18 protein-coding genes are annotated in these 19,745 nt (G+C 39.5%); 3 read left to right on the top strand and 15 right to left on the bottom strand.

Annotation, left to right across the window (positions count from 1 at the left end):
• Positions 1-15: 15 nt before the first annotated feature.
• Positions 16-1,422, top strand: a complete 1,407-nt coding sequence (locus tag C4S54_RS13085; protein ID WP_103869921.1) for a sensor histidine kinase — start codon at positions 16-18, stop codon at positions 1,420-1,422.
• A gap of 56 nt (positions 1,423-1,478) precedes the next feature.
• On the opposite strand, the gene C4S54_RS13090 is transcribed toward C4S54_RS13085, so the two are convergent.
• Together C4S54_RS13090 and C4S54_RS13095 are read right to left on the bottom strand one after the other, a co-directional pair.
• A complete protein-coding gene (locus C4S54_RS13090) occupies positions 1,479-2,171 on the bottom strand; it encodes a DUF4956 domain-containing protein (RefSeq protein ID WP_103869922.1) in 693 nt (230 codons plus the stop codon).
• A gap of 32 nt (positions 2,172-2,203) precedes the next feature.
• Positions 2,204-2,983 (bottom strand): polyphosphate polymerase domain-containing protein, encoded by a 780-nt coding sequence (locus tag C4S54_RS13095; RefSeq protein WP_103869923.1) that lies wholly within the window; start codon positions 2,981-2,983, stop codon positions 2,204-2,206.
• Between the two features lie 223 nt (positions 2,984-3,206).
• Here C4S54_RS13095 and C4S54_RS13100 point away from each other — a divergent pair, with 223 nt between their 5' ends.
• A complete protein-coding gene (locus tag C4S54_RS13100) occupies positions 3,207-3,692 on the top strand; it encodes a hypothetical protein (protein WP_103869924.1) in 486 nt (161 codons plus the stop codon).
• Here the strand turns inward: C4S54_RS13100 and C4S54_RS13105 are convergent.
• The 9 genes from C4S54_RS13105 to C4S54_RS13145 form a co-directional block, all read right to left on the bottom strand.
• On the bottom strand, positions 3,673-5,097 hold the full coding sequence (locus C4S54_RS13105) for an O-antigen ligase family protein (RefSeq protein WP_103869925.1): 1,425 nt from the start codon (positions 5,095-5,097) through the stop codon (positions 3,673-3,675). The genes C4S54_RS13100 and C4S54_RS13105 overlap by 20 nt on opposite strands.
• Positions 5,087-5,797 carry an RluA family pseudouridine synthase gene (locus C4S54_RS13110; RefSeq protein ID WP_103869926.1) on the bottom strand — a complete coding sequence of 237 codons (711 nt, stop codon included), beginning with the start codon at positions 5,795-5,797 and terminating at the stop codon, positions 5,087-5,089. The genes C4S54_RS13105 and C4S54_RS13110 overlap by 11 nt, the downstream gene beginning before the upstream one ends.
• A gap of 88 nt (positions 5,798-5,885) precedes the next feature.
• Positions 5,886-6,575 (bottom strand): response regulator transcription factor, encoded by a 690-nt coding sequence (locus C4S54_RS13115; protein WP_022772142.1) that lies wholly within the window; start codon positions 6,573-6,575, stop codon positions 5,886-5,888.
• Positions 6,576-6,602: 27 nt separating this feature from the next.
• Entirely contained in the window at positions 6,603-8,114 is a 1,512-nt protein-coding gene (locus C4S54_RS13120) for a sensor histidine kinase (RefSeq protein ID WP_103869927.1), read from the bottom strand.
• Positions 8,115-8,150: 36 nt separating this feature from the next.
• Positions 8,151-9,089, bottom strand: coding sequence for a glycoside hydrolase family 43 protein (locus C4S54_RS13125; RefSeq protein WP_103869928.1), 939 nt, complete (start codon positions 9,087-9,089; stop codon positions 8,151-8,153).
• Positions 9,090-9,186: 97 nt separating this feature from the next.
• Positions 9,187-10,767: a glucose-6-phosphate isomerase gene (locus C4S54_RS13130; protein ID WP_103869929.1), complete on the bottom strand. Its 1,581-nt coding sequence runs from the start codon at positions 10,765-10,767 to the stop codon at positions 9,187-9,189.
• A gap of 162 nt (positions 10,768-10,929) precedes the next feature.
• Positions 10,930-11,625, bottom strand: a complete 696-nt coding sequence (locus C4S54_RS13135; protein ID WP_103869930.1) for a 5'-methylthioadenosine/adenosylhomocysteine nucleosidase — start codon at positions 11,623-11,625, stop codon at positions 10,930-10,932.
• Positions 11,626-11,648: 23 nt separating this feature from the next.
• A complete protein-coding gene (locus C4S54_RS13140; protein ID WP_026663688.1) occupies positions 11,649-12,128 on the bottom strand; it encodes an S-ribosylhomocysteine lyase in 480 nt (159 codons plus the stop codon).
• A gap of 4 nt (positions 12,129-12,132) precedes the next feature.
• Positions 12,133-12,999, bottom strand: coding sequence for a MurR/RpiR family transcriptional regulator (locus C4S54_RS13145; RefSeq protein WP_160110767.1), 867 nt, complete (start codon positions 12,997-12,999; stop codon positions 12,133-12,135).
• 191 nt (positions 13,000-13,190) lie between these two features.
• Between C4S54_RS13145 and C4S54_RS13150 the strand changes: the two genes are divergently transcribed.
• Positions 13,191-13,730 (top strand): NADH peroxidase, encoded by a 540-nt coding sequence (locus C4S54_RS13150; protein ID WP_022772152.1) that lies wholly within the window; start codon positions 13,191-13,193, stop codon positions 13,728-13,730.
• 48 nt (positions 13,731-13,778) lie between these two features.
• On the opposite strand, the gene C4S54_RS13155 is transcribed toward C4S54_RS13150, so the two are convergent.
• The 4 genes from C4S54_RS13155 to C4S54_RS13170 all read right to left on the bottom strand — a co-directional run bounded on the left by C4S54_RS13155 (position 13,779) and on the right by C4S54_RS13170 (position 19,741).
• Complete coding sequence (locus tag C4S54_RS13155) at positions 13,779-15,230, bottom strand: CapA family protein (RefSeq protein ID WP_103869932.1); 1,452 nt, start codon at positions 15,228-15,230, stop codon at positions 13,779-13,781.
• Complete coding sequence (locus tag C4S54_RS13160) at positions 15,230-17,416, bottom strand: DUF3160 domain-containing protein (protein ID WP_103869933.1); 2,187 nt, start codon at positions 17,414-17,416, stop codon at positions 15,230-15,232. The genes C4S54_RS13155 and C4S54_RS13160 overlap by 1 nt, the downstream gene beginning before the upstream one ends.
• Positions 17,417-17,512: 96 nt before the next feature.
• On the bottom strand, positions 17,513-18,577 hold the full coding sequence (locus C4S54_RS13165) for an undecaprenyldiphospho-muramoylpentapeptide beta-N-acetylglucosaminyltransferase (protein WP_103869972.1): 1,065 nt from the start codon (positions 18,575-18,577) through the stop codon (positions 17,513-17,515).
• A 69-nt stretch (positions 18,578-18,646) separates the two neighbouring features.
• Positions 18,647-19,741: a hypothetical protein gene (locus tag C4S54_RS13170; RefSeq protein WP_103869934.1), complete on the bottom strand. Its 1,095-nt coding sequence runs from the start codon at positions 19,739-19,741 to the stop codon at positions 18,647-18,649.
• Positions 19,742-19,745 lie beyond the last annotated feature (4 nt).

Below are 19,745 nucleotides of genomic sequence, written 5' to 3' on the forward strand. Positions count from 1 at the left end.
GGGCAGGTGTCATAAATGGTAAAAAAACTCAGAAAAAAATTTGTAGTAACAGCCATGCTGTCACTTCTTTTGATACTGGTCATCATGATCGGTGTAATTAATGTCATAAATGTCAGACATGTTATTTCCGAAGCAGACAATCTGCTGACAATGCTTGCTGATAACGACGGATACTTCCCGAATCTCAAAAAAAGTATGATGTTTGATCCTGAAAATCCGGATAATCCTGTTAATCAGAATATGCCGGCAAGTGATTCAGCATCTAGTGAATCCACGACAGATCAAGCTGCAAGTGAGGCGTCAAATAATGTTACTGTTCCGCGTCCCGGAGATCCTAATAACCCGTTTCAATTTGACAGATTAAATAATAACCGTGATGCAGAGATGCCCTATCAGACCAGATACTTCTGGGTAAAGCTTGATTCTTCGGATAATATAACTGAAGTGAACTTCGGGCATATAGCCGCTGTCAGTGAGGAAATCGCATCCGAATATGCTATAGATGTGGCAAAAGAAGGTAAACAGCACGGATACTACCACACTTACAGATACATTGTTTCAACCAAGGATGACGGCTCAAAACTCATCATTTTTGCTGATCAAAGTGCTGCAATTCTAAATGCCCTTACTCTTTTGCTTCAATCCGTTTTGGTTGGGCTTTGCGCACTTATAGCAATGTTCATTTTAGTTTATATCTTTTCAAGTCAGGCTGTTGCTCCTGTTGTTGAATCACTTGAAAAGCAAAAACGCTTCATCACTGATGCAGGGCACGAATTAAAAACTCCTCTTGCTGTTATATCTGCCAATGTAGATGTCCTTGAAATTGAGTCAGGGAAAAGTGAGTGGACTACCAGCATAAAAAATCAGGTCTCCAGAATGAACGGACTTGTTAAGAACCTTTTAACTCTGTCTCGAATGGACGAAGAAAGAATGCATGTTGTCTTTTCTGACTTTGACATGAGTAAGACTGTAAAAGATACTGCGATTTCCTTTGAAGCCCTTGCGACCTCAAAAGGGAAAAAATATCAGATGGATATTGAAGATGGAATTCATATCACAGGAGATAAAAATGCAATAAATCAGCTTGCATCTCTCCTTTTAGACAATGCCATGAAATATTCTTCTGAAAACGGAAGCATACATGTACTGTTAAACAAAGGAAATAAATACATAACCTTTGAAGTGTCAAATACCTGTGATGCTATTCCAAGTGGTAACCTGGACAGACTGTTTGATCGTTTCTACAGAGCTGATTCTTCCAGAGCACGCGAAACCGGCGGCTACGGCATCGGTCTCTCCGTTGCCCGTGCAATTGCCACATCACACGGCGGCTCAATCGAAGCTCTAAGAGATGGTGACAAGATTATCCGCTTCGTAGTAACGCTACCAAAGGAACTACCAAAGAACCTACAAAAAAAGTAATACATAAAAATAAGCCAGGAAGTCACTGCCATTGACTCCCTGGCTTCTATATTTTATTAAAGCTCGTCGCTCTTTACTGCTACTGGTCTTGAGCATGTGATCTCAAGATTTCCATTTCTCTGACGAATCTCGTCTATCATTCCCTTTGTTGATGCCTTTGCTCTCATTGCTACCTTATAGTTGAGCTTGTAGAGACTTCCCATTCCAGATGTCTTAACCTCCTGAAGTTCAGCTCTTGTTGTGTATCTCTCAAAGATGTCATCGAAGATTCCTTCAAAATCAAGGCTTTCAGGTACTGTGATCTTAACTGTCTTTTCCTCATTGGCACCTTCGCCAAAGCTGCAGTTTGAAAGGATAAGGTTTGCTACTGAAATGATAACTGCAAAGATTGCTGCAATTCCGATATATCCCATACCTGTTGCAAGACCAACTGCCATAGCAAGGAAGATAATAGCTATTTCTTTTCCTGAACCAGGTGCAGAACGGAATCTTACAAGTGAGAAGGCTCCTGCTACTGCAACACCAGCGCCAACATTTCCGTTAACCATCATGATAACTACGCCAACAATTGCCGGAAGTAATGAAAGTGTTATGATAAAGCTCTTTGAATAGCTGTTCTTGATCGTGTACATAAATGCGATGAAAATACCGATCGCAAGTGAGCAAAGAGTTGCTATAAGGAATGTTGCTCCTGTTATTGTTCCATTTGAAAAAATTGATCCAAAAATTAAATCTGTCTGTGTTGTCATTTTATATAATCTCCTTCCAATTATCCGTTTGTTTAGACTGCTTTACGAAACACGGCCACCTTTGATTCCTCTTTTTTCTGATCAGGTACAATGCCCTTCATGATCATCTCATTGGTCTGTCCATACATATATTCGAGATACCCTCTTCCATATTTGGAAAAAGAAATCTTTCTGATATTAAGTTCGTCGAGAATTCTTGCAAGCTCCATTGACATAGCTCCTGCAATCTTAAGCTCCATAAGGTGCTGGCCGGGAAGCAGGATATCTTTTCCCACATTTCCCTGTGAAAGGCTTAAGTTCTCTGTTCTCCATCTGATATTCCTATCAAATGTGATCCTGAGATCCGGATCTGAAATGCCTGCCATTGCTATTCTGTCGTAAGATATCGCCATTGCCGGTCTGATTCCCTTGTAGTACTGAAGGAAGTAATCGATCTCATTTGAGATCTGTGATCTGTTTTCAATTTCCTTTCCATTTACAAGATAATCAATTGCTTTGGCGTAAGGCATTGAGATTCTTCTTTTATAGACAACTCCTGCATATTTTTTCTTGATCTCTATAAAAGCATTTGTGTCATCACTTGCAACGCCGTATGTACGAAGCCTTAGCTTTTCTTTGTACTTTGGTTTTTCAAGGGATCTTTCAATAAGCTTAAAATCAGGAGTGTCGAAATATATATTTAAAATGGAGGTCTCTCCATAGCTGTCTATAGCAGCCATTCCTTCAAGCCTTTTCATAAGCTCGTTGTACTGAATGTCATCCAGCAAATATTTAACTTCGATTCTCTGAAACACATCTTTGAAACCTGCCATGATTTTTCTCCATTTCTTTGCGTGTTGTTTTATCTTATGATGCCATTCTAAATTTGAAACCTAAAAATAACTTAAAACGAATCAGAGTTTATAATTTATTAATAAATTATTGACAAAAGCCCATATTTTCTAGCTTTTTCGGGTACGACATGTATGATATAATGTCATTAAGTAACACCTAATTACATCAATTGTTTTCTATTCACTAAAGGGGGAGGTGTCTATGTACAAAAAGGGAGACAAGGTAATCATTCTCGATTACAACGGAAAACCCGCAATTCCAAAGGTTGTTGCAGAAATTGAAGATGTTTACGGAGAAGACAGAGTAAGACTTCATCTGCCTGATAATGCATGCTGTCTTGAATTTACAGATCGATTTGAAAAGATCGATGAAGACACTTATGATGAAATCCTTCACTCCGTACACGAAAGAGAAAAAGAAATGCCTGTTGATCTTCAGCTTGATATCCGCAAGTTTGCGTCCAAGCATCCTCGCAGAAGGAAAGACGAGATCATAAAGATGTTTGATCAGGATAAACGCTATGTTTCAATCCTGAATGCCTATATGGGCAGAGTTATGATGTACGGAAAAGAAAATATCAATGAGAGATTTCTTTTTGAATATAAGGAAGCTCTTTTCGGAATAGTTGAAACCAGGACCTTCTTCCATGAGCTTGATGATTCCATTCCTATTCCTGAGCTGACTTAAGAGAAAGGCCAATTCCAATAGCCATAAAAAGAAATGTTGTTGATACGGTTGTGGAAAAAGACACAACGCTATTAAACAAATATGCGATTATAGGGAGCGAGCAGATAATAGCTGCTGGCTCCTTTTTTATTATTCTTTTTAATGAGTTTACGATAAATCCATAGTATAGCGTTGCACCCACGATTCCTCTTTCTATCAGAATTGTCAAAAATTCGCAGTGAGCGTTTGTAAGCCTGTTGCCATCAAGGACATTTAAGAGGGAATCTGCCCACATCGGATTGTGATAAGCATATGAATAATAGCAGTCCTGACCTACTCCAAATATCTTTTGCCAGGATGACAGATTAAGGAACATGTCAAAAGAAATCTGCCAGATAAAAAGTCTTCCATTTCCAAAGTTGTAGGGAATCTTTCCGAGAGCAATAATCAAAATGGTAATTGCCGCAAAGGCCAGGAGCAATCCACAATACACCTTCTTATACAGATCCTTTTTCCAAAAAATACTGATCTCATCAAGAAAAGCTGACAATCTGTATATAAAAAATGAAAATGCAATAATAACAAGCCCTGTGTGATTGCTGCACAGAGTAATGAGATAGTTCTTTTCATAATTATATGCAGCTGGGTAAAAGAGCATTATAAGATTAACTATTTCTATAGAGAATCCCAAAACCGACAGCTGCACCAAAAATCTGTGAAAACTGCTTCTGTCAGAAAGTGACAGATAAAAAAGAAGACCATAGGTTCCAAGTAATACCAGTAAGCCACTGTCCGCTCCCTGTAATAAAAGAGCCAACAGCCCAACTACTGTATAGGCGCTGCATGCCAGAAAGCTTTTGCTTCCCGGCTTTTGAAGGTAAGCTAAGCCCACACCGGCAGGGACAAATATAGACAAAAATCCCACATACCAGTTGATATTTCCTATGGTTGCAAGAAAAGATGTGTCGCTCCCGTAAATTTCAATCGGATAAATTCCAAACCTTCCAAGGACTCCCATGACAAATATAAGAAATGGTGTTATGAATACTGCCGCAAGGACGTACTCATCAACATACAGGCCTTTTGCCAGGAAGTAACAATCAAGGATCATTATGACAGTGGTCAAAAAACCTACTCTCCACCCTTCAAGTCCAAGAAAAGAGGTTTTGATGTCGCAGGAAAAGATAAGAGTTACAAGATTTGTTAACAGAAGCGCTCTTAAAAGAATGTCATGGACGCCTTCACTTTTTTTAGTAAGTCCCACAAGAAAAGAGGCAGCAAGGATAAATGCTCCGCCGATCAGCATGTACATTATTCCCTTTGCCTCGCCAAGTTTATAATACCCCTGCTCCATATATAAAGGCAGAATAGAGCACAGCATTATTACATGTATAGTTGAAAGTATTTTTAGTATTTTAGTTCTCATGGTCTATGAATTCCGGTTTAATTTCAAAAAAGACTCTTTTTCCTGTTGTCGGATGCTTAAAGCCAAATTTATAGCAGGCAAGACATACTGTCTTTATGCCTTTTTCCTCTGAATATCTCATGGACTCTTCGGTCCCATATTTGGTATCACCAATGATCGGATAGCCAAGCCCTGCCATCTGAACTCTGATCTGATGAAATCTTCCGGTGAGAAGTTTTATTTTCAAAAGAGATGTTCTTTCATCTGAAGATACAACTTCATAATCGAGCTCGGCTTTTTTGACATCGCCACCTATGAGCCTTACTTTTTCCTCTTCAGATACAATAACCGCCAATCCACTATCTTCTCTTCTGCCAAGATAGTTTTCCACATGTCCTTCCTTTGGTTCCACAGCTCCATAGCAAAGAGCATAATAATACTTATCTGTAGTGTGCTTTTTGATCTGCTGTGCAAGACTTGATGTTGCTTTTTTGTTTTTGCCCATCACAACTACACCCTCTACAGGCTGATCAAGCCTATAGACAGTTCCTACGTAAGCAGGGCCTTTTTTGCCTTCCTGTCTGCTTTTTCTGGTGAGATAATTTCTTACCTGACTTACAAGGTCCATTTTCCCGGGGCCTGCCCCCTCTGTGGCAATCCCTGCGGGTTTATGGCATACAATTATATCTTCGTCTTCGTATATATACTCTATTTTTTTCATTCTTATCAATAAAAATTACAATCCTATAGATTTTCTAAATATATGAAAAAAGCGGCAGTGTTACCTGCCGCCACAAAATCAATGGTTATCAAACTTTAAATCTGTAACCGACGCCCCAAATTGTCTCAATATACTGAGGGTTTGAGGTATCATATTCGATTTTCTCACGGATCTTTTTGATGTGGACTGTTACAGTCGCAATATCTCCGATTGAGTCCATGTTCCAGATCTTACGGAAAAGTTCTTCCTTGGTAAACACGTGATTAGGGTTTTCTGCAAGGAAAGTAAGAAGATCGAACTCCTTGGTTGTAAAGCTCTTCTCCTCGCCATCAACATACACTCTTCTGGCTGTCTTATCAATTCGAAGTCCTCTGATCTCTACATAGTCATTAGACTCATGGCCTGATCCAACAAGCCTTGAATATCTTGCCATGTGTGCCTTAACACGAGCTACCAGCTCTGATGGGCTAAATGGCTTTGTAATATAGTCATCTGCTCCAAGACCAAGACCTCTGATCTTATCGATATCATCTTTTTTAGCTGATACCATAAGGATCGGCACATCTTTCTTTTCTCTGATATGTTTGCAAACCTCGAATCCGTCCATGCCCGGAAGCATTAGATCCAATATAATAAGATCAAAATCCTCTGCAAGGGCAGTCTGAAGACCTGCATCTCCTGTGTTCTCGATTGCTACCTCAAAATCACTAAGTTCCAGATAGTCTTTCTCGAGGTCAGCAATAGCCTCTTCATCCTCAACAATAAGAATTCTACTCATACACGTTTCTCGCCTTTCTTTGGATTTTTATGTTTCGTTATCGACTGTAACTGCTTCTGAACCATTTGCAAACTCTATATACTTTCTGAGTACAAAGTGCATGCAGGTTCCTTCTCCCTCATGACTGGTCGCCCAAATATAACCGCCATGATCTTCTATTATCTTTTTAACTATAGATAAGCCGATTCCGCTTCCGCCCTGCTTGGAATTACGGGAAGCATCTGTTCTGTAGAACCTGTCGAAGATATTTGGAATATCTTTCTGTGCTATTCCTTTACCGTTGTCTTCAAGCTCTATTCTTATAGAATCAACTTCATCCAAAATCCTTATATCAATCTGCTCTTTTCCATCGCTTCTCTGCATGTACTTGACACTGTTGCTGACAATGTTATTAACTACACGCTTGATCTGCTCAGGATCTGCAACAATCTGTGTATCAGGTCCTGTGAGGTTGGAATAATTTAGTTTGATCTGTTTACTCTCAAGATCAGCACCAATCTCCTCAATACAGTCCCCAAAATACTCTGCCACATTAAGCTTAACAAAGTTATAAGGTATTCTGTTATTATCAATACTGGAGTACAAGGTAAGTTCATTAATAAGGTTGTTCATATCATTGGCCTTACTATTAATGATCCTTATGTACTTCATCTGCTTCTCAGGGTTGTCTGCAACGCCTTCCAAAAGGCCCTGTGAATATCCCTTGATAGCAGTAATAGGTGTCTTCAAATCGTGAGAGATATTACTGATAAGCTCTTTGTTTTGCTTTTCTCTCTCAATCTTTTCATCAGCAGATTCTTTTAACCGAAGTCTCATGTCTTCGTAATTGCGATACATGGCTCCAAGCTCCCCTTTTTCCATAACGTTGGTAGGAAGCATGTAATCAAAGTTTCCATCCTTGATATGCTGCATCGCCACATTGAGTTCGCTGATAGGTTTAAATATACTTCGTCCGATCCAGGTAGTTAAAAGAACACTCGTAACCAGCAGGATAAGCACTATCGCAATGGTCATATAAACTACAAGTGATGTAGTAAGACCAGTTCTGATGCCGGATATGATATAAAGGCTACCTTCATCACCATCTGAAAAGTAAAAATCAAGCTGCCTAACAAGATGCTTAGAGGTGGTATAATAAATACCCTTAATATCAGTTCCAAATCCCGGAAGTTCATAAATAACTTCTTTCGCCTTGTTCTTATCTGCTACGTAGTAGACCGTAAAGCCTTTTTTTACAATTATAAATGAATAGCTTGGTGCAACTTCTTCATCCAATTGCTGAAGATAGTTCTCATCCTCCAAAATAAATGGATCAGCCAGCATAGTAACCAGAATTTCTTTTACCAGCTGCTCTGTCATCTCGGAGAAGGTTCCTCCGGGATCCGAGATCATTCCATAATCTACCACTTTGGAATACTGATCAATCTGTTGATCATATATCAGATACCTTCCAACAGCAAAATATGTCGCCATTGCAAGTATTATCGGTATGATTACTATCGCCAGTGAGGTAATTAAGAGTTTTGTACGGAATCGCATAATTCCTCCTATGCTCTTTTAGTATACCATATTTTGTTAATTGTTTGGATAGTTCTCTTTTAACCTTTTATACTCTTCATCAGTAATTTCCATAACTGTTCCATGTTTGAAACCATACGGAAAACTGAATACTTTGTCTGAACGCACGAATTTTCCTGTAGAAATATCCTTTGCCACGAATGGAACATAACCCTGTTTTTCTTTTTCACATCCGTAAAAATCAAGCATCAGACACCAGCTTCCATCAGGAAGTTTATAGCAAGTAGGTGCTTCGTACTGTCCATCCTCAAGTTTGTTCATCTCTTCATCAAAAAGAGGCATTCTCTCATATTCGCCTGTAAGAGATGTTCCTCTCTCGAGAATTATGTGTGCAGGATTGAAATCGCTCTTTGTAAATCTATAATAGTAGCCATTTTCATATACAATGTTTGAGTCGATTATTCCTGTATCTGACTTATGACAAAGCTCTTTGGGCTGAGTATAGGTCTTGAAATCTTTGGTCTTGGCATAATATATAGCCATTTCGTTAGAAGAATCTGCCGGGTATCTTGATGACCAGTGAACCATATAGTCCTGATTCTCCTCATCATAGATGATGTCAGGAGCCCATGCGCATCCATAATTGTCATCAACAACTTTTATAAGTTCCTGCTCTGACCAGTGAACAAGGTCGTCAGATTCCCATTTTGAGAGGTATTTACTGCCCTCTCTGTTTACTTTATTCCAATTACTTTCATATTTTTCCTTGAAATTATAAGCAAGAGAAAGATCTGTAGCCAGAATAACAAAGGTGTTGTCTTTTTTTCTGGTGATTGTAAAATCTCTTACTCCCTTCTCACCCATAGTGCTCTCCAGAACAGGTTTCCCATTATTTACCTGTTCCCAGTTAAAACCATCTTTAGAAATACCGAAATAGACCTGTTCCCCATCCGGTGTAACTTTTTCTCTAAAGTGTGCAAATAAATATGCGCTCATGTAACCCTCCCAAGACTGATCATAATGTATTTCATAATTATACAATATAAAAGACTTCTCCTTCAACGGAGAAGCCTTTATAGTATATATTTCTTTATCAGATATTTAAAAGTTTGCTGTACTCAGCAAGTGCGCCATCTGTCTCGTGTGCGAGAACTTTCTTGGCAAGAACCTTACCAAGCTGAACGCCTTCCTGGTCAAAGCTGTTGATGTTCCATACAAAGCCCTGGAACATAACCTTATTCTCGAAGTGTGATAAAAGAGCTCCAAGAGACTTAGGGTTAAGCTCTTCACCAATGATGATGCTTGATGGTCGTCCACCCTTGAAGTTCTTGTTAAGATTCTCATCTTTTTTACCACATGCAAATGCAACGATCTGAGCAGCAACGTTAGCGCAGAGTTTCTGCTGGCTTGTGCTGTCCTGGATGTTAACATCATTCTGAAGCTGACTGTTCTTGAAGCCAATGAACTGAAGAGGAATGATATCAGTTCCCTGGTGAAGAAGCTGGTAGAATGAATGCTGTCCGTTTGTACCAGGCTCACCAAAGATGATAGGTCCTGTTACATAGTTTATAGGCTCGCCGAAACGGTTAACGCTCTTACCGTTAGACTCCATGTCAAGCTGCTGAAGGTGTGCAGGGAAACGGCTAAGTCCCTGTGAGTATGGAAGTACAGCTGTGCTGCCATATCCAAGGATATTTCTCTCATAAACACCGATCATAGCATCGAGCATAGCAGGGTTATCGAAGATGTTCTTATTTGCTGCAAGCTTATCCTCTTCTGCAGCTCCATCAAGGAACTGAGCAAATACGTCAGGTCCGAATGCAAGAGAAAGAACTGCTCCGCCTACGCCTGATGTTGAAGAATATCTTCCACCGATGTAATCATCCATAAAGAAAGCTTCAAGATAATTATCACTCTTAGCAAGTGGTGATGTCTCTGAAGTTACGGCGATCATATGCTTTGAAGAATCAAGACCTGCCTTCTTAAGAGCATCGATAACAAATGACTCGTTTGTAAGTGTCTCAAGTGTTGTACCTGACTTAGATACAAGGATAAAGATCGAATGAGCAACATCAATTCCGTTGAGAACAGCAGATGCATCATCAGGATCTACGTTACTGATGAACTTAGCTTCCATCTTGAAGTTGCCTGTTCTGCGTGCCCAGTTCTCAAGAGCAAGGTACATAGCTCTTGGGCCAAGGTCTGAACCGCCGATACCAATCTGTACTACTGTTGTAAACTTCTCGCCCTTAGTGTTTGCAATCTCACCTGAGTGAACTTTGTTTGCAAACTCTGCGATTCTCTTCTGTTCATTTAAATAGAAATCGCGCTTGTTAACTCCGTCAGCCATAACGTTCTCGCCAAGCTGACCTCTTGTTAACTGGTGAAGGACCATTCTCTTTTCACCGGTATTTATTACTTCTCCGTTGTAGAGTGCTTCAAATTTCTCTGAGAGCTCAGCTTCTTTTGCAAGAGCTTCAAGAGCCTTTAATACATCATCATCAACTTCTTTTGCAGCATAGTTGTATGAAAGACCGGCAGCCATTTTTACAGAATAGTTCTTTACTCTGTTTGCTCCGCTCTCACCAGACATAGCTGATACAAGATCTACATGTTTAACATTTTTTAAATCATCAAAAGTTTTTAGTGTGTCAAGATTTTTCCAATTGGCCATTATAAAATCCTCCTATAGTGATGCACGGAAAACGTATTCCGCCATCAGCTAAAAGTGTATCAAAGAACTTTTTTCATATCAAGCGCATAACTATAAAAAATAGGTTAAAACATTATATAAAAAAGACTTCCCTGATCATCTCAGAGAAGTCTTTGACTTTTTTCAAAGATTCTTTATAAGTTCCATTGTGAGGGCAGCGCAATCCTTTGCTGCTTTTGCTTCGAATGTAGGATAGTCTACATCTGCAGTTCCATCAGCCTTATCGGAAATAGCCCTGATGATAAGGTATGGAATATTGTTAAGGTAGCAGGCCTGAGCAATTGCTGCGCCTTCCATCTCCGCACACATACCGCCAACATCAGCGATTATTCTTTCTTTTGTTTCTTTTCCACTGATGAATTGATCGCCGCTGGCAACTCTGCCTTCAAAAACTCCGATATCAGGAGCAACCTTCTTTATAGCGACTTTTGCTTTTTCTCTCATGTCAGAATCAGCTACAAATGACTCTACTCCAAGCTGAGGAACTACGCCCATCTTATAGCCAAATACCCTTACGTCCATATCGTGGTAAATAGCATCTGTTGAAAGAACCACGTCACCAATGTTTATATCGTTGTTAAGTGAACCTGCTATTCCTGTGTTGATGATTCTTTCAACTCCAAAGATATCTGCAAGGATCTGGGCGCAGATTCCGGCATTGACTTTACCTATGCCGCTTCTTACGACTACAACCTCAGTATTTTCAATTGTTCCTTCATAAAATTCCATGGAAGCTTTTTTTACCACGTTTTTAACGTTCATGGCGCCTTTGAGTGTCTCAACTTCGACTTCCATAGCTCCAATTATTCCAATTTTCATTAGGCTCTCTCCAATCAATTACATTATTCAGGGTATACAAGGTGCTTTTCATCAATGCCGTAAAGAGTGTTATCAAGATATTTTTTGGCAAGATATTTGGCCATTCCAAGGTTCATATCAAGATAATTTCCACAATCTCTTGGGCTCGCTCCCGGGACTTCACCTTCAAAATCTCTTATAAACTCATACATTCTGGTGATAAGAGAAACTATATCCTTTGAGCTGAGATCTCCGGCAAGTACCACATAAAATCCAGTTCTGCATCCCATAGGTCCAAAATATATTGTTTTGTCTTTATATTCCGGATCATTTCTTAAGAACGTTGCTCCAAGATGCTCCATAGTATGCACTTCTGCAGTGTTCATTACAGGCTCCTTGTTTGGGGCAGTCATTCTAAGGTCAAATGTGGTGATTGTCTCCTGTCCTACTTTATCTTTTCTTGAAACATAGATTCCCGGTTCAAGATCCAGGTGATTAACTGTAAAACTTGCTATTTTTTCCATTTCTTCAATCCTTTGGCACATCATTGAATACCTCATAAGAATCTCTGAGATACTCTCTTATATTATCATAATCTCTATTGGCAATGGCAGTATAAAGTGTATCAACTAAGAAAAGTTGAGCAAAACGTGAGCTGGTGATGCCACTCTTTTTGTCAATTTCAGGAGAAGTTGCAAAAAGAACATGGTCACAACCCGTCGTGAGAGTGTTATTTCCGAGCTTTGTAATCGCAATCGTTGTAGCACCTTTGTTCTTGGCAATGCCATAAAGCTGCATGATCTCTTTATTCTTGGCATTGTCACTAAAGAATAAACATACATCGCCCGGTGCTGCCTGAGATACTGTCATTAAACTCATATGAAAATCCTGATTAAAGACAACATTATAATGGATTCTCAAAAGCTTACAATATAAATCATAAGCAGCTACGCTGGCAGTTCCTATTCCAAAAAGCTGAATCTGTTTAGCACCAACAATCTTGGTTACCACATCATTAAAGGTTCCCACATCGAAAAGTCTATAGGTTGTCTGAACAGCCTGTACACTTGTTGCACAGATATTATCAGCAATTGACTGCAGTGATGTGTATTCATTTACATCCTTAAATGCAATCTTTGGTCCTTTGTCTGCCTGTTTTAATGATGTATTAGCCTCAGCATAATAAGCGTTTTTCAGGTCCTTAAGACCATCATATCCTATTGCCTGGGCAAAGCGGGTCCATGACGCCTGTGTTGTGCCTGATTTTTGAGCAAGCTCTTTTATAGGGAAAAGAAACAGATCGTCCTTATTCTGCAAAACATAATCAGCAACCAGTTTTTCTGAAGCTGGGAGAGAGTTATAGCAACTTTTAATTCTTTCACTTACAACGTTCATAAAAATTGGCCTCCAAACCATTTCAATACTATATTTCTAATTGTAAACCATTTTGAAATAAAATTTCATAAGTAATTATAAAATATTTGTGAAAACCATTTAATTTTCTGACTATTATGATATGCTCGATGTAGGCAATTTAATTGTGGGTAGCTAGTTTTTTTGTTTCGCACGAAAGGAGATTTTAGTTTATGAAATGGGTATGTCAGGTTTGTGGATACATTCATGAAGGCGATCAGCCACCAGAGAAGTGTCCTGTATGTAACGCTCCAGCTTCTAAATTCCAGAAACAGGAAGGTGAGAAGGTTTGGGCATGCGAGCATGTTGTTGGTGTAGCTAGTGAAGCTCCGGAAGAGATCAAGAATGGTCTCCGTGAGATGTTCAACGGTGAGTGCTCAGAAGTTGGTATGTATCTTGCAATGTCAAGAGTTGCCATCAGAGAGGGTTACCCTGAAATCGGTGCTTTCTATGAGAAGGCTGCCTGGGAAGAGGCTGAGCACGCTGCTAAATTTGCAGAGATGCTTGGTGAAGTATTAACTGATTCTACAAAGAAGAATCTTGAACTTCGAGCAGAAGCAGAATATGGCGCTACTCAGGGCCGTGCAGACCTTGCTAAGAAGGCAAAAGAGCTCAATCTCGATGCGATCCATGATGCAGTTCATGAGATCGGCCGTGATGAAGCAAGACACGGAAAAGGCTTCCAGGGACTTCTTGATAGATATTTCAAATAATTAAATAGAATGCGAAAGGCTTCTCTGAGGTGATCAGGGAAGTCTTTTTTATTTCATATCATCCTTCCAATATGCATTTATTTCTTTGGTTTCAAAGCCCGTTATCCTGATTCCGTCATAGGTATGCTCAGCAGTAAAAAGAGCTTCTTCTCCAATTTTAGTTTCTTCAGAAAAACCCTGATCAGCTCTGAAATTTCCAAGAGAATAAAAAACTATCATTTTTTTGCCGTCAGGTCTTGTTATCTCTTTTGTCTCCTGGACCACATGCGGGTGCGTGCCTATAACTACGTCAGCATTTCCTTCTGCAAAGAGCTCCGTAAAATGTTCCTGAAAACTGCTTATTTCTGTCTGATACTCTTCTCCCCAATGGACGAACACAACTACAATATCCGCTTCTTTTCTGCTTTCTGTCAGGTCTTTGACCAGCTCTTTTTCGCCATCTTCATCCTGTGGAAGGTAATGGACCAGATTTGGATATTTCTCAGTAGCTTTTTCCACATTAGTATCATAAGTATAGGCAAAGAGCGCGAATTTTATGCCATTTCTTGATATCAATTCATAGGGCATGTAAGTTTTGTCAGTACTTTTCTGAATTCCAACAGTTTTTAATCCACAATCCTCGTAGAAATCCTTTGTAAAATCAACAGCTCCTCTGCCTTTATCCAGAATATGGTTATTTGCACACACTGCTATATCAAATCCTGTATCAGCCAGAGCTTGTCCCATTTCTTTGGGTGAACCAAATGTGGGATAACCGCTTACCATGGATTTTTTATCCACAAGTACTGTCTCAGCTTGAAATGCCGCTATATCAGCATTCTCAATTTCTTTTTTGAAAGGTTCATATAAAAAGTCAAAGCTTTCATTTTCATTGGCATAGGCGTGTTTATAAATCTCTTCGTGGATGATATTATCGCCAAAAGCTATGAACCTTACCGAGTTATCCACATTCTTAAGTCCAAATCCATCCCATCTCCACAGGGAATTGGTTTTATCTACATCTTCTACGAGGATTATTTTTCCGCTTTCATCCTCAAGCTTCATCCGCCTGATAAGGTGCCCTGTTTCAGAGGCAAACCACTTGGGCCTTACCTTATTTTCATCCTCGATCTCATATATGAAGATGTGCTGCGAATAGTTTCTTTCATCTTTATCAATCCAAAAAGGTCTGTACTTTCCGTACTTTCCTCTTTTCCACACAAGGGCAATTATATCCTCATGCCCATTTCCATCAATATCAGTCAAAAGAAAATCCTGTACCTTAACAGTTTTCTCTGTGGAAAAGATTTTATTTCCCTGCTCATCATATAAAGTGAGCATTTTATCTTTAAGCACTAAACGGCCTTCATTCATGGCCTTTTCATTCCATGTAACCCAGCGTGGAATGTAATTATCCTTTATCAGGAAAAAGAGTATACAAAGAACTACTGCCACTCCAAAGAGCAGCAGCAGTCCAATAGATATTCTTAATTTGGTTTTACTATTGTTTGTAACCTGCATCAATTATTTTTTATCCTGTAGCTCTGAGTCCATGAAGGCTGCTCAGGTGCTCTCTCAACTTCAACCCAGTTCCATTCATCGTCCAAATATCCACCGGACAGAGCATTTTTCCATTCTTCGTCTGTCATTCTGTCTGTAATCGAAGTTGTAAACTGATAAAAACTATATGCACTTCCTCTTCCAACGTGTAGCTCTCCATCAATTGGGAAGACCACATAAATTGTTGCAGCATAACCTGAACCAACTTCAAGGACACTGCCGTTTGGATCAGTTGCAATATCAGCAATTACAGGGCATGGGGCCTGTGTGCTGTCAATCGCATCCTCGCCTAAGGAGTCTTTAGTAACTTCTTCCCAGAAGTGCTCAATATATCCACCATAGCATCTGATAAATTCATACTCATCATCTGTAATTGTGTCATTAGTCAGCTCTTTTTCAGAAATCGTAATAAGCGTTCCGGCTATCTCTGACAGTTTATCAAGGTCATCACTTGCTCCATCTGACAGCATATTGCAGCTACTAAGCATTTCTTTTGTCTTCTCAGAAAGAGCCTTGAATCTGCTGTATACTACCGGCTGTGTATCAACATAACCTCTGTCATCAAGTGGTTCAAAATCAGGTCCACCCATCTCAGCCATAGGCTGTTTGGTATAAAGAATTGTGTCATGTTTAAGCTCAGCGTAGGAGCCCGCAAAGGTCTCAAGATTCTTTTTATCCCATTCTTCGCTCTGCATATATGAAGGATAGCCATCTCTCTTTTCTTCAAAAAGAGGTCTTAAGGTATACAGCCATCCTGAATAGAGGCTTGCGTTCCACAAATCCTGCTCATCGTTATTAAATACTGCCTTAAGAGCCTGAATATTCTCGTTGTAATTCTCATATTTTGTATCGCCCTGCTCATCAAGGATCTCGTAAGCTTTTTCTGAACCGAGAACTGCTGCTGTATCAAGGGTATCAGGTAAGTTCCTTCTTTCACCCTCCGTGTTTTCTTTTACTGAGCTGTATATAAGTCTCTGCATTATTGCAGCATCAATAGTAAATCTCTGTCCCATGAATCTGTAGGATGGAATTATTGGGTCTTCTCCATCGTAGACAGGAATTGAATTGACTGCAGGTGGATCGATCTTCTTTAAAGCAGGCAAAATGCTGTCTTTAAATGTCTTTTCATCTGTTACTGTCTGGATTGATGGAGCCTCTGAGCAGCATTCCTCCAAAACATCAAAGATTTCCTGAAATCCCGCATCATCAGATTTTCCTGCAAAAAAGCTTGTGACTTCGTAGATGTTACTCCACTCTTTATTATCTGCTGAAAGCGCAATAGTCTGAAGGATCGCGCTCTTTGCCATCTCATCGTTATCAAGCTCAAATGCAATTCGTCCGTACCACATCATTGCACGGAAGTAGTGCTCTAGCTGGTCATCTCCGTCGTAGTAGCCTCTTGGTTTGTACTGGGTATAATCCTCATTCAAATCTGTCAGAGCGCATACCTCAATTCCTTCTGCAGCCATAACCTTGTCATATTCGCCCTTAACTAACAGATCAAATTGAGGGTCGCTTACAGGTGCTGTAACGCTTTCGTCCTGCAACAGACTTCCTACATAGAAAAATGCAAGGTTTCTGAATGCCGCATTTTCCCAATCTGTTCCCTTCAGCTCCTCATACTGTTTTGCAGATTCTGCCAGCATATTTGAGCTGACTTTTTTTAATTCATCAGACAGATACTGCTGCTCGCACTTTTTCATAAGATGGGCAAAATACAGATGATATGTATGCATCAGTGAATCCACTGTTATAAAATTAGGGAACATAACATATCTGTTATCCTCATAAATGTCAAAAAACTCTCTGCTACCGTCAGCTGTAACAGCAAAATTATTTTTGATAAGTGCATTTCTGAGAATTGATGGATGATTATATTCGCTTTCATATTCATCACTAAAAAGATAAGCAAAATCAGATGCATACACTACATTAGAAAAATCTTCATTCACGCTGTAAGGTGCAATTGAAGGAATAAGATTTGCAGGCTCACTGCTTTCTTCAACGGCCGCATTCTGCTCGTTTCCTTCAGAAACTTCTGTTGTTTCCTGCGCTGACTGCGCGTCAGGGCTTTCAACTGGGGTTGAAGCACAAGCAGATAGAATCATCGTCAGTGCCATAATTAAAGCCACATATCTTTTCTTCATAACATTTCTCCCTCATATAAATTTACGCTAATTCAATAATACACCAATTCTCTGATAAATGAAAAAGCCCCTCCATCTTTATGGAGAAGCTCTCTATTACTGGATCTGTTCATCAATAAGTTTGACGATTGTATTTGTTGCGCTGTGAAGATTACTCTTGTTCATGTTCTCAATGAATTTCTCGCGGTTTTTGTAGAGATCTTCGATTGTTTCCACAAGGATGTCCTCATCAAGATCATCGTTATCAATTACAAGTGAGAATCCCTGCTGCTCAAAAGACCTTGCATTAAGCATCTGGTCTCCTCTGCTTGATTTAGTTGAAAGCGGAATCAAAATGTTAGGCTTTTTAAGTGCAAGCAGTTCGCAGATTGAGTTAGCGCCTGCTCTTGAGACTACTATGTCCGCCATAGCAAATATGTCTTTTAACTCATTTTTAACGTATTCAAACTGCTTGTAGCCCGGAACGGTAAGTTTCAAATTGTCCATCTTTTCTTTTCCGCAGATGTGAACAACATTGAAATACGGAAGGAGTCTTGGAAGGGCATATCTTACAGTCTCATTAACTGACTGTGCGCCAAGGCTTCCGCCAATTACCATAAGTACAGGCTTATCATCCTCGAATCCGCAAAGCTCTTTTCCCACTTCTTTATCGCCAAGTCCAAGCTCTTCTCTTATTGGTGTTCCAGTAAGAACAGCCTTATCAGCAGGTAAAAGACGCATTGTTTCCGGGAAGTTACAGCAAATTTTTTTGGCTCCTGACATGCTAAGTTTATTGGCAAGTCCGGGAGTCATATCTGATTCGTGAACAAGGTATGGAATCTTTAATGCTCCTGCAGCTCTTACAACAGGAACGCTTACAAATCCGCCTTTAGAAAATACAACGTCAGGTTTAATTCTTTTAAGAAGTTTAACTGCCTCTGTGAATCCCTTTAATACTCTGAAAGGATCTGAAAAATTCTTTGGATCAAAATATCTGCGAAGCTTACCTGTGGCTATTCCAAAGTAAGGAATGTTGTAGTCCTCAATAAGCTTTTTCTCGATTCCGTTATATGAACCAATATAATAAATTTCATATCCAGCTTTCTTCAGTGCTGGGATCAATGCGATATTAGGTGTTACATGTCCGGCACTTCCGCCACCTGTAAGCACTATTTTTTTGATCGGTTTATCGCTCACTTTTTATTCCTTCTTCCAATTCTAAAATTATTCTGCACAACATTATACCATAATTTACCTGATTTCGTAGGTGAGCATATCCTGTTCTTCATATGGCACAATAAGCTCATTTACTATTTTGTCTGAGAACTCTTTTACTCCATCAAGGACTTCCTCGTAGTTATCAAGAGTCATCTCATACTCACCCTTAATCATCTGATCAAGCATAAGCTTATTGATCTCAGGCGAGAAGTGGATTGAATCCATGTAATTGTACAGATTTGTTATTACATCCGGCTCATTTTGGAAGCAGAAAATCCTGACATTATCATATTGCAAAAGAGCTTTCGTCATCTCTTTTTCACAATAGATATAGGCATCTCTTTCTCCTGTTCTATAAACACCGTCCCACCAGAGCATTGAATAGGCTGGGTAAAAGAACATGAACTGTGTCTCAGGGTGATCAGCTACCTCTTTTGTCAAAAGAGCTATATTAGCAACGAGCTTATCATTATATATTGTCTCATCCTGCATTTCTACTACATCGATCGGTCTGTAGTAAAGTCCAAGCGCCATCTGAATATCAAAAGTTTTCCACTTGGCCCAGTTATATGAAAGTCCCTCATCGTAATCTCCAAGATAGGAATTGGCTATCATATATGGAATCTTTTCAAAGAGCACATCCTTATTAAAAAGATATTGCACATCATTAAAAGGATTGTGATCATACAGGTACATTGGGCAGCCTGTTGACTCATAGGTAGTCTCCGCATCTGCTGAAAGTGATGAAGGATCGATGTTGTAAAAGACATACTTTATATCATGGTTTTCATAGGCTTCATCCATGAGGTAACAAAGGTCTGCGGTGGCGCCATATGAGCGGATTGCCTTTATCGATTTTACGCCATAAGCCTCATCATACCAGGCATTGTCATTGTTCTCCATAACAGAGGAACCAACTAAAAGAGTGTCATAGTCAAAGTGCCTTAATGTGCCTATGCACTGGTATTCCTTGTCGTTAAGGACTTCCTTAAGTCCAAGCCATGGCTTGTGGTAGTGGTAAAAGGGGTCAAAAATATAGACCACTGCTCCAACTGCAAATATGAGAACAAGAACTGTTATTATCAGTTTTTTTATAAACTTTTTTGATGACATTTTTGTATTATCCATTAAA

Origin of the sequence: Butyrivibrio sp. Su6 (genome assembly GCF_900108105.1) — a bacterium.
Classification (GTDB): Bacteria; Bacillota; Clostridia; order Lachnospirales; family Lachnospiraceae; genus Butyrivibrio.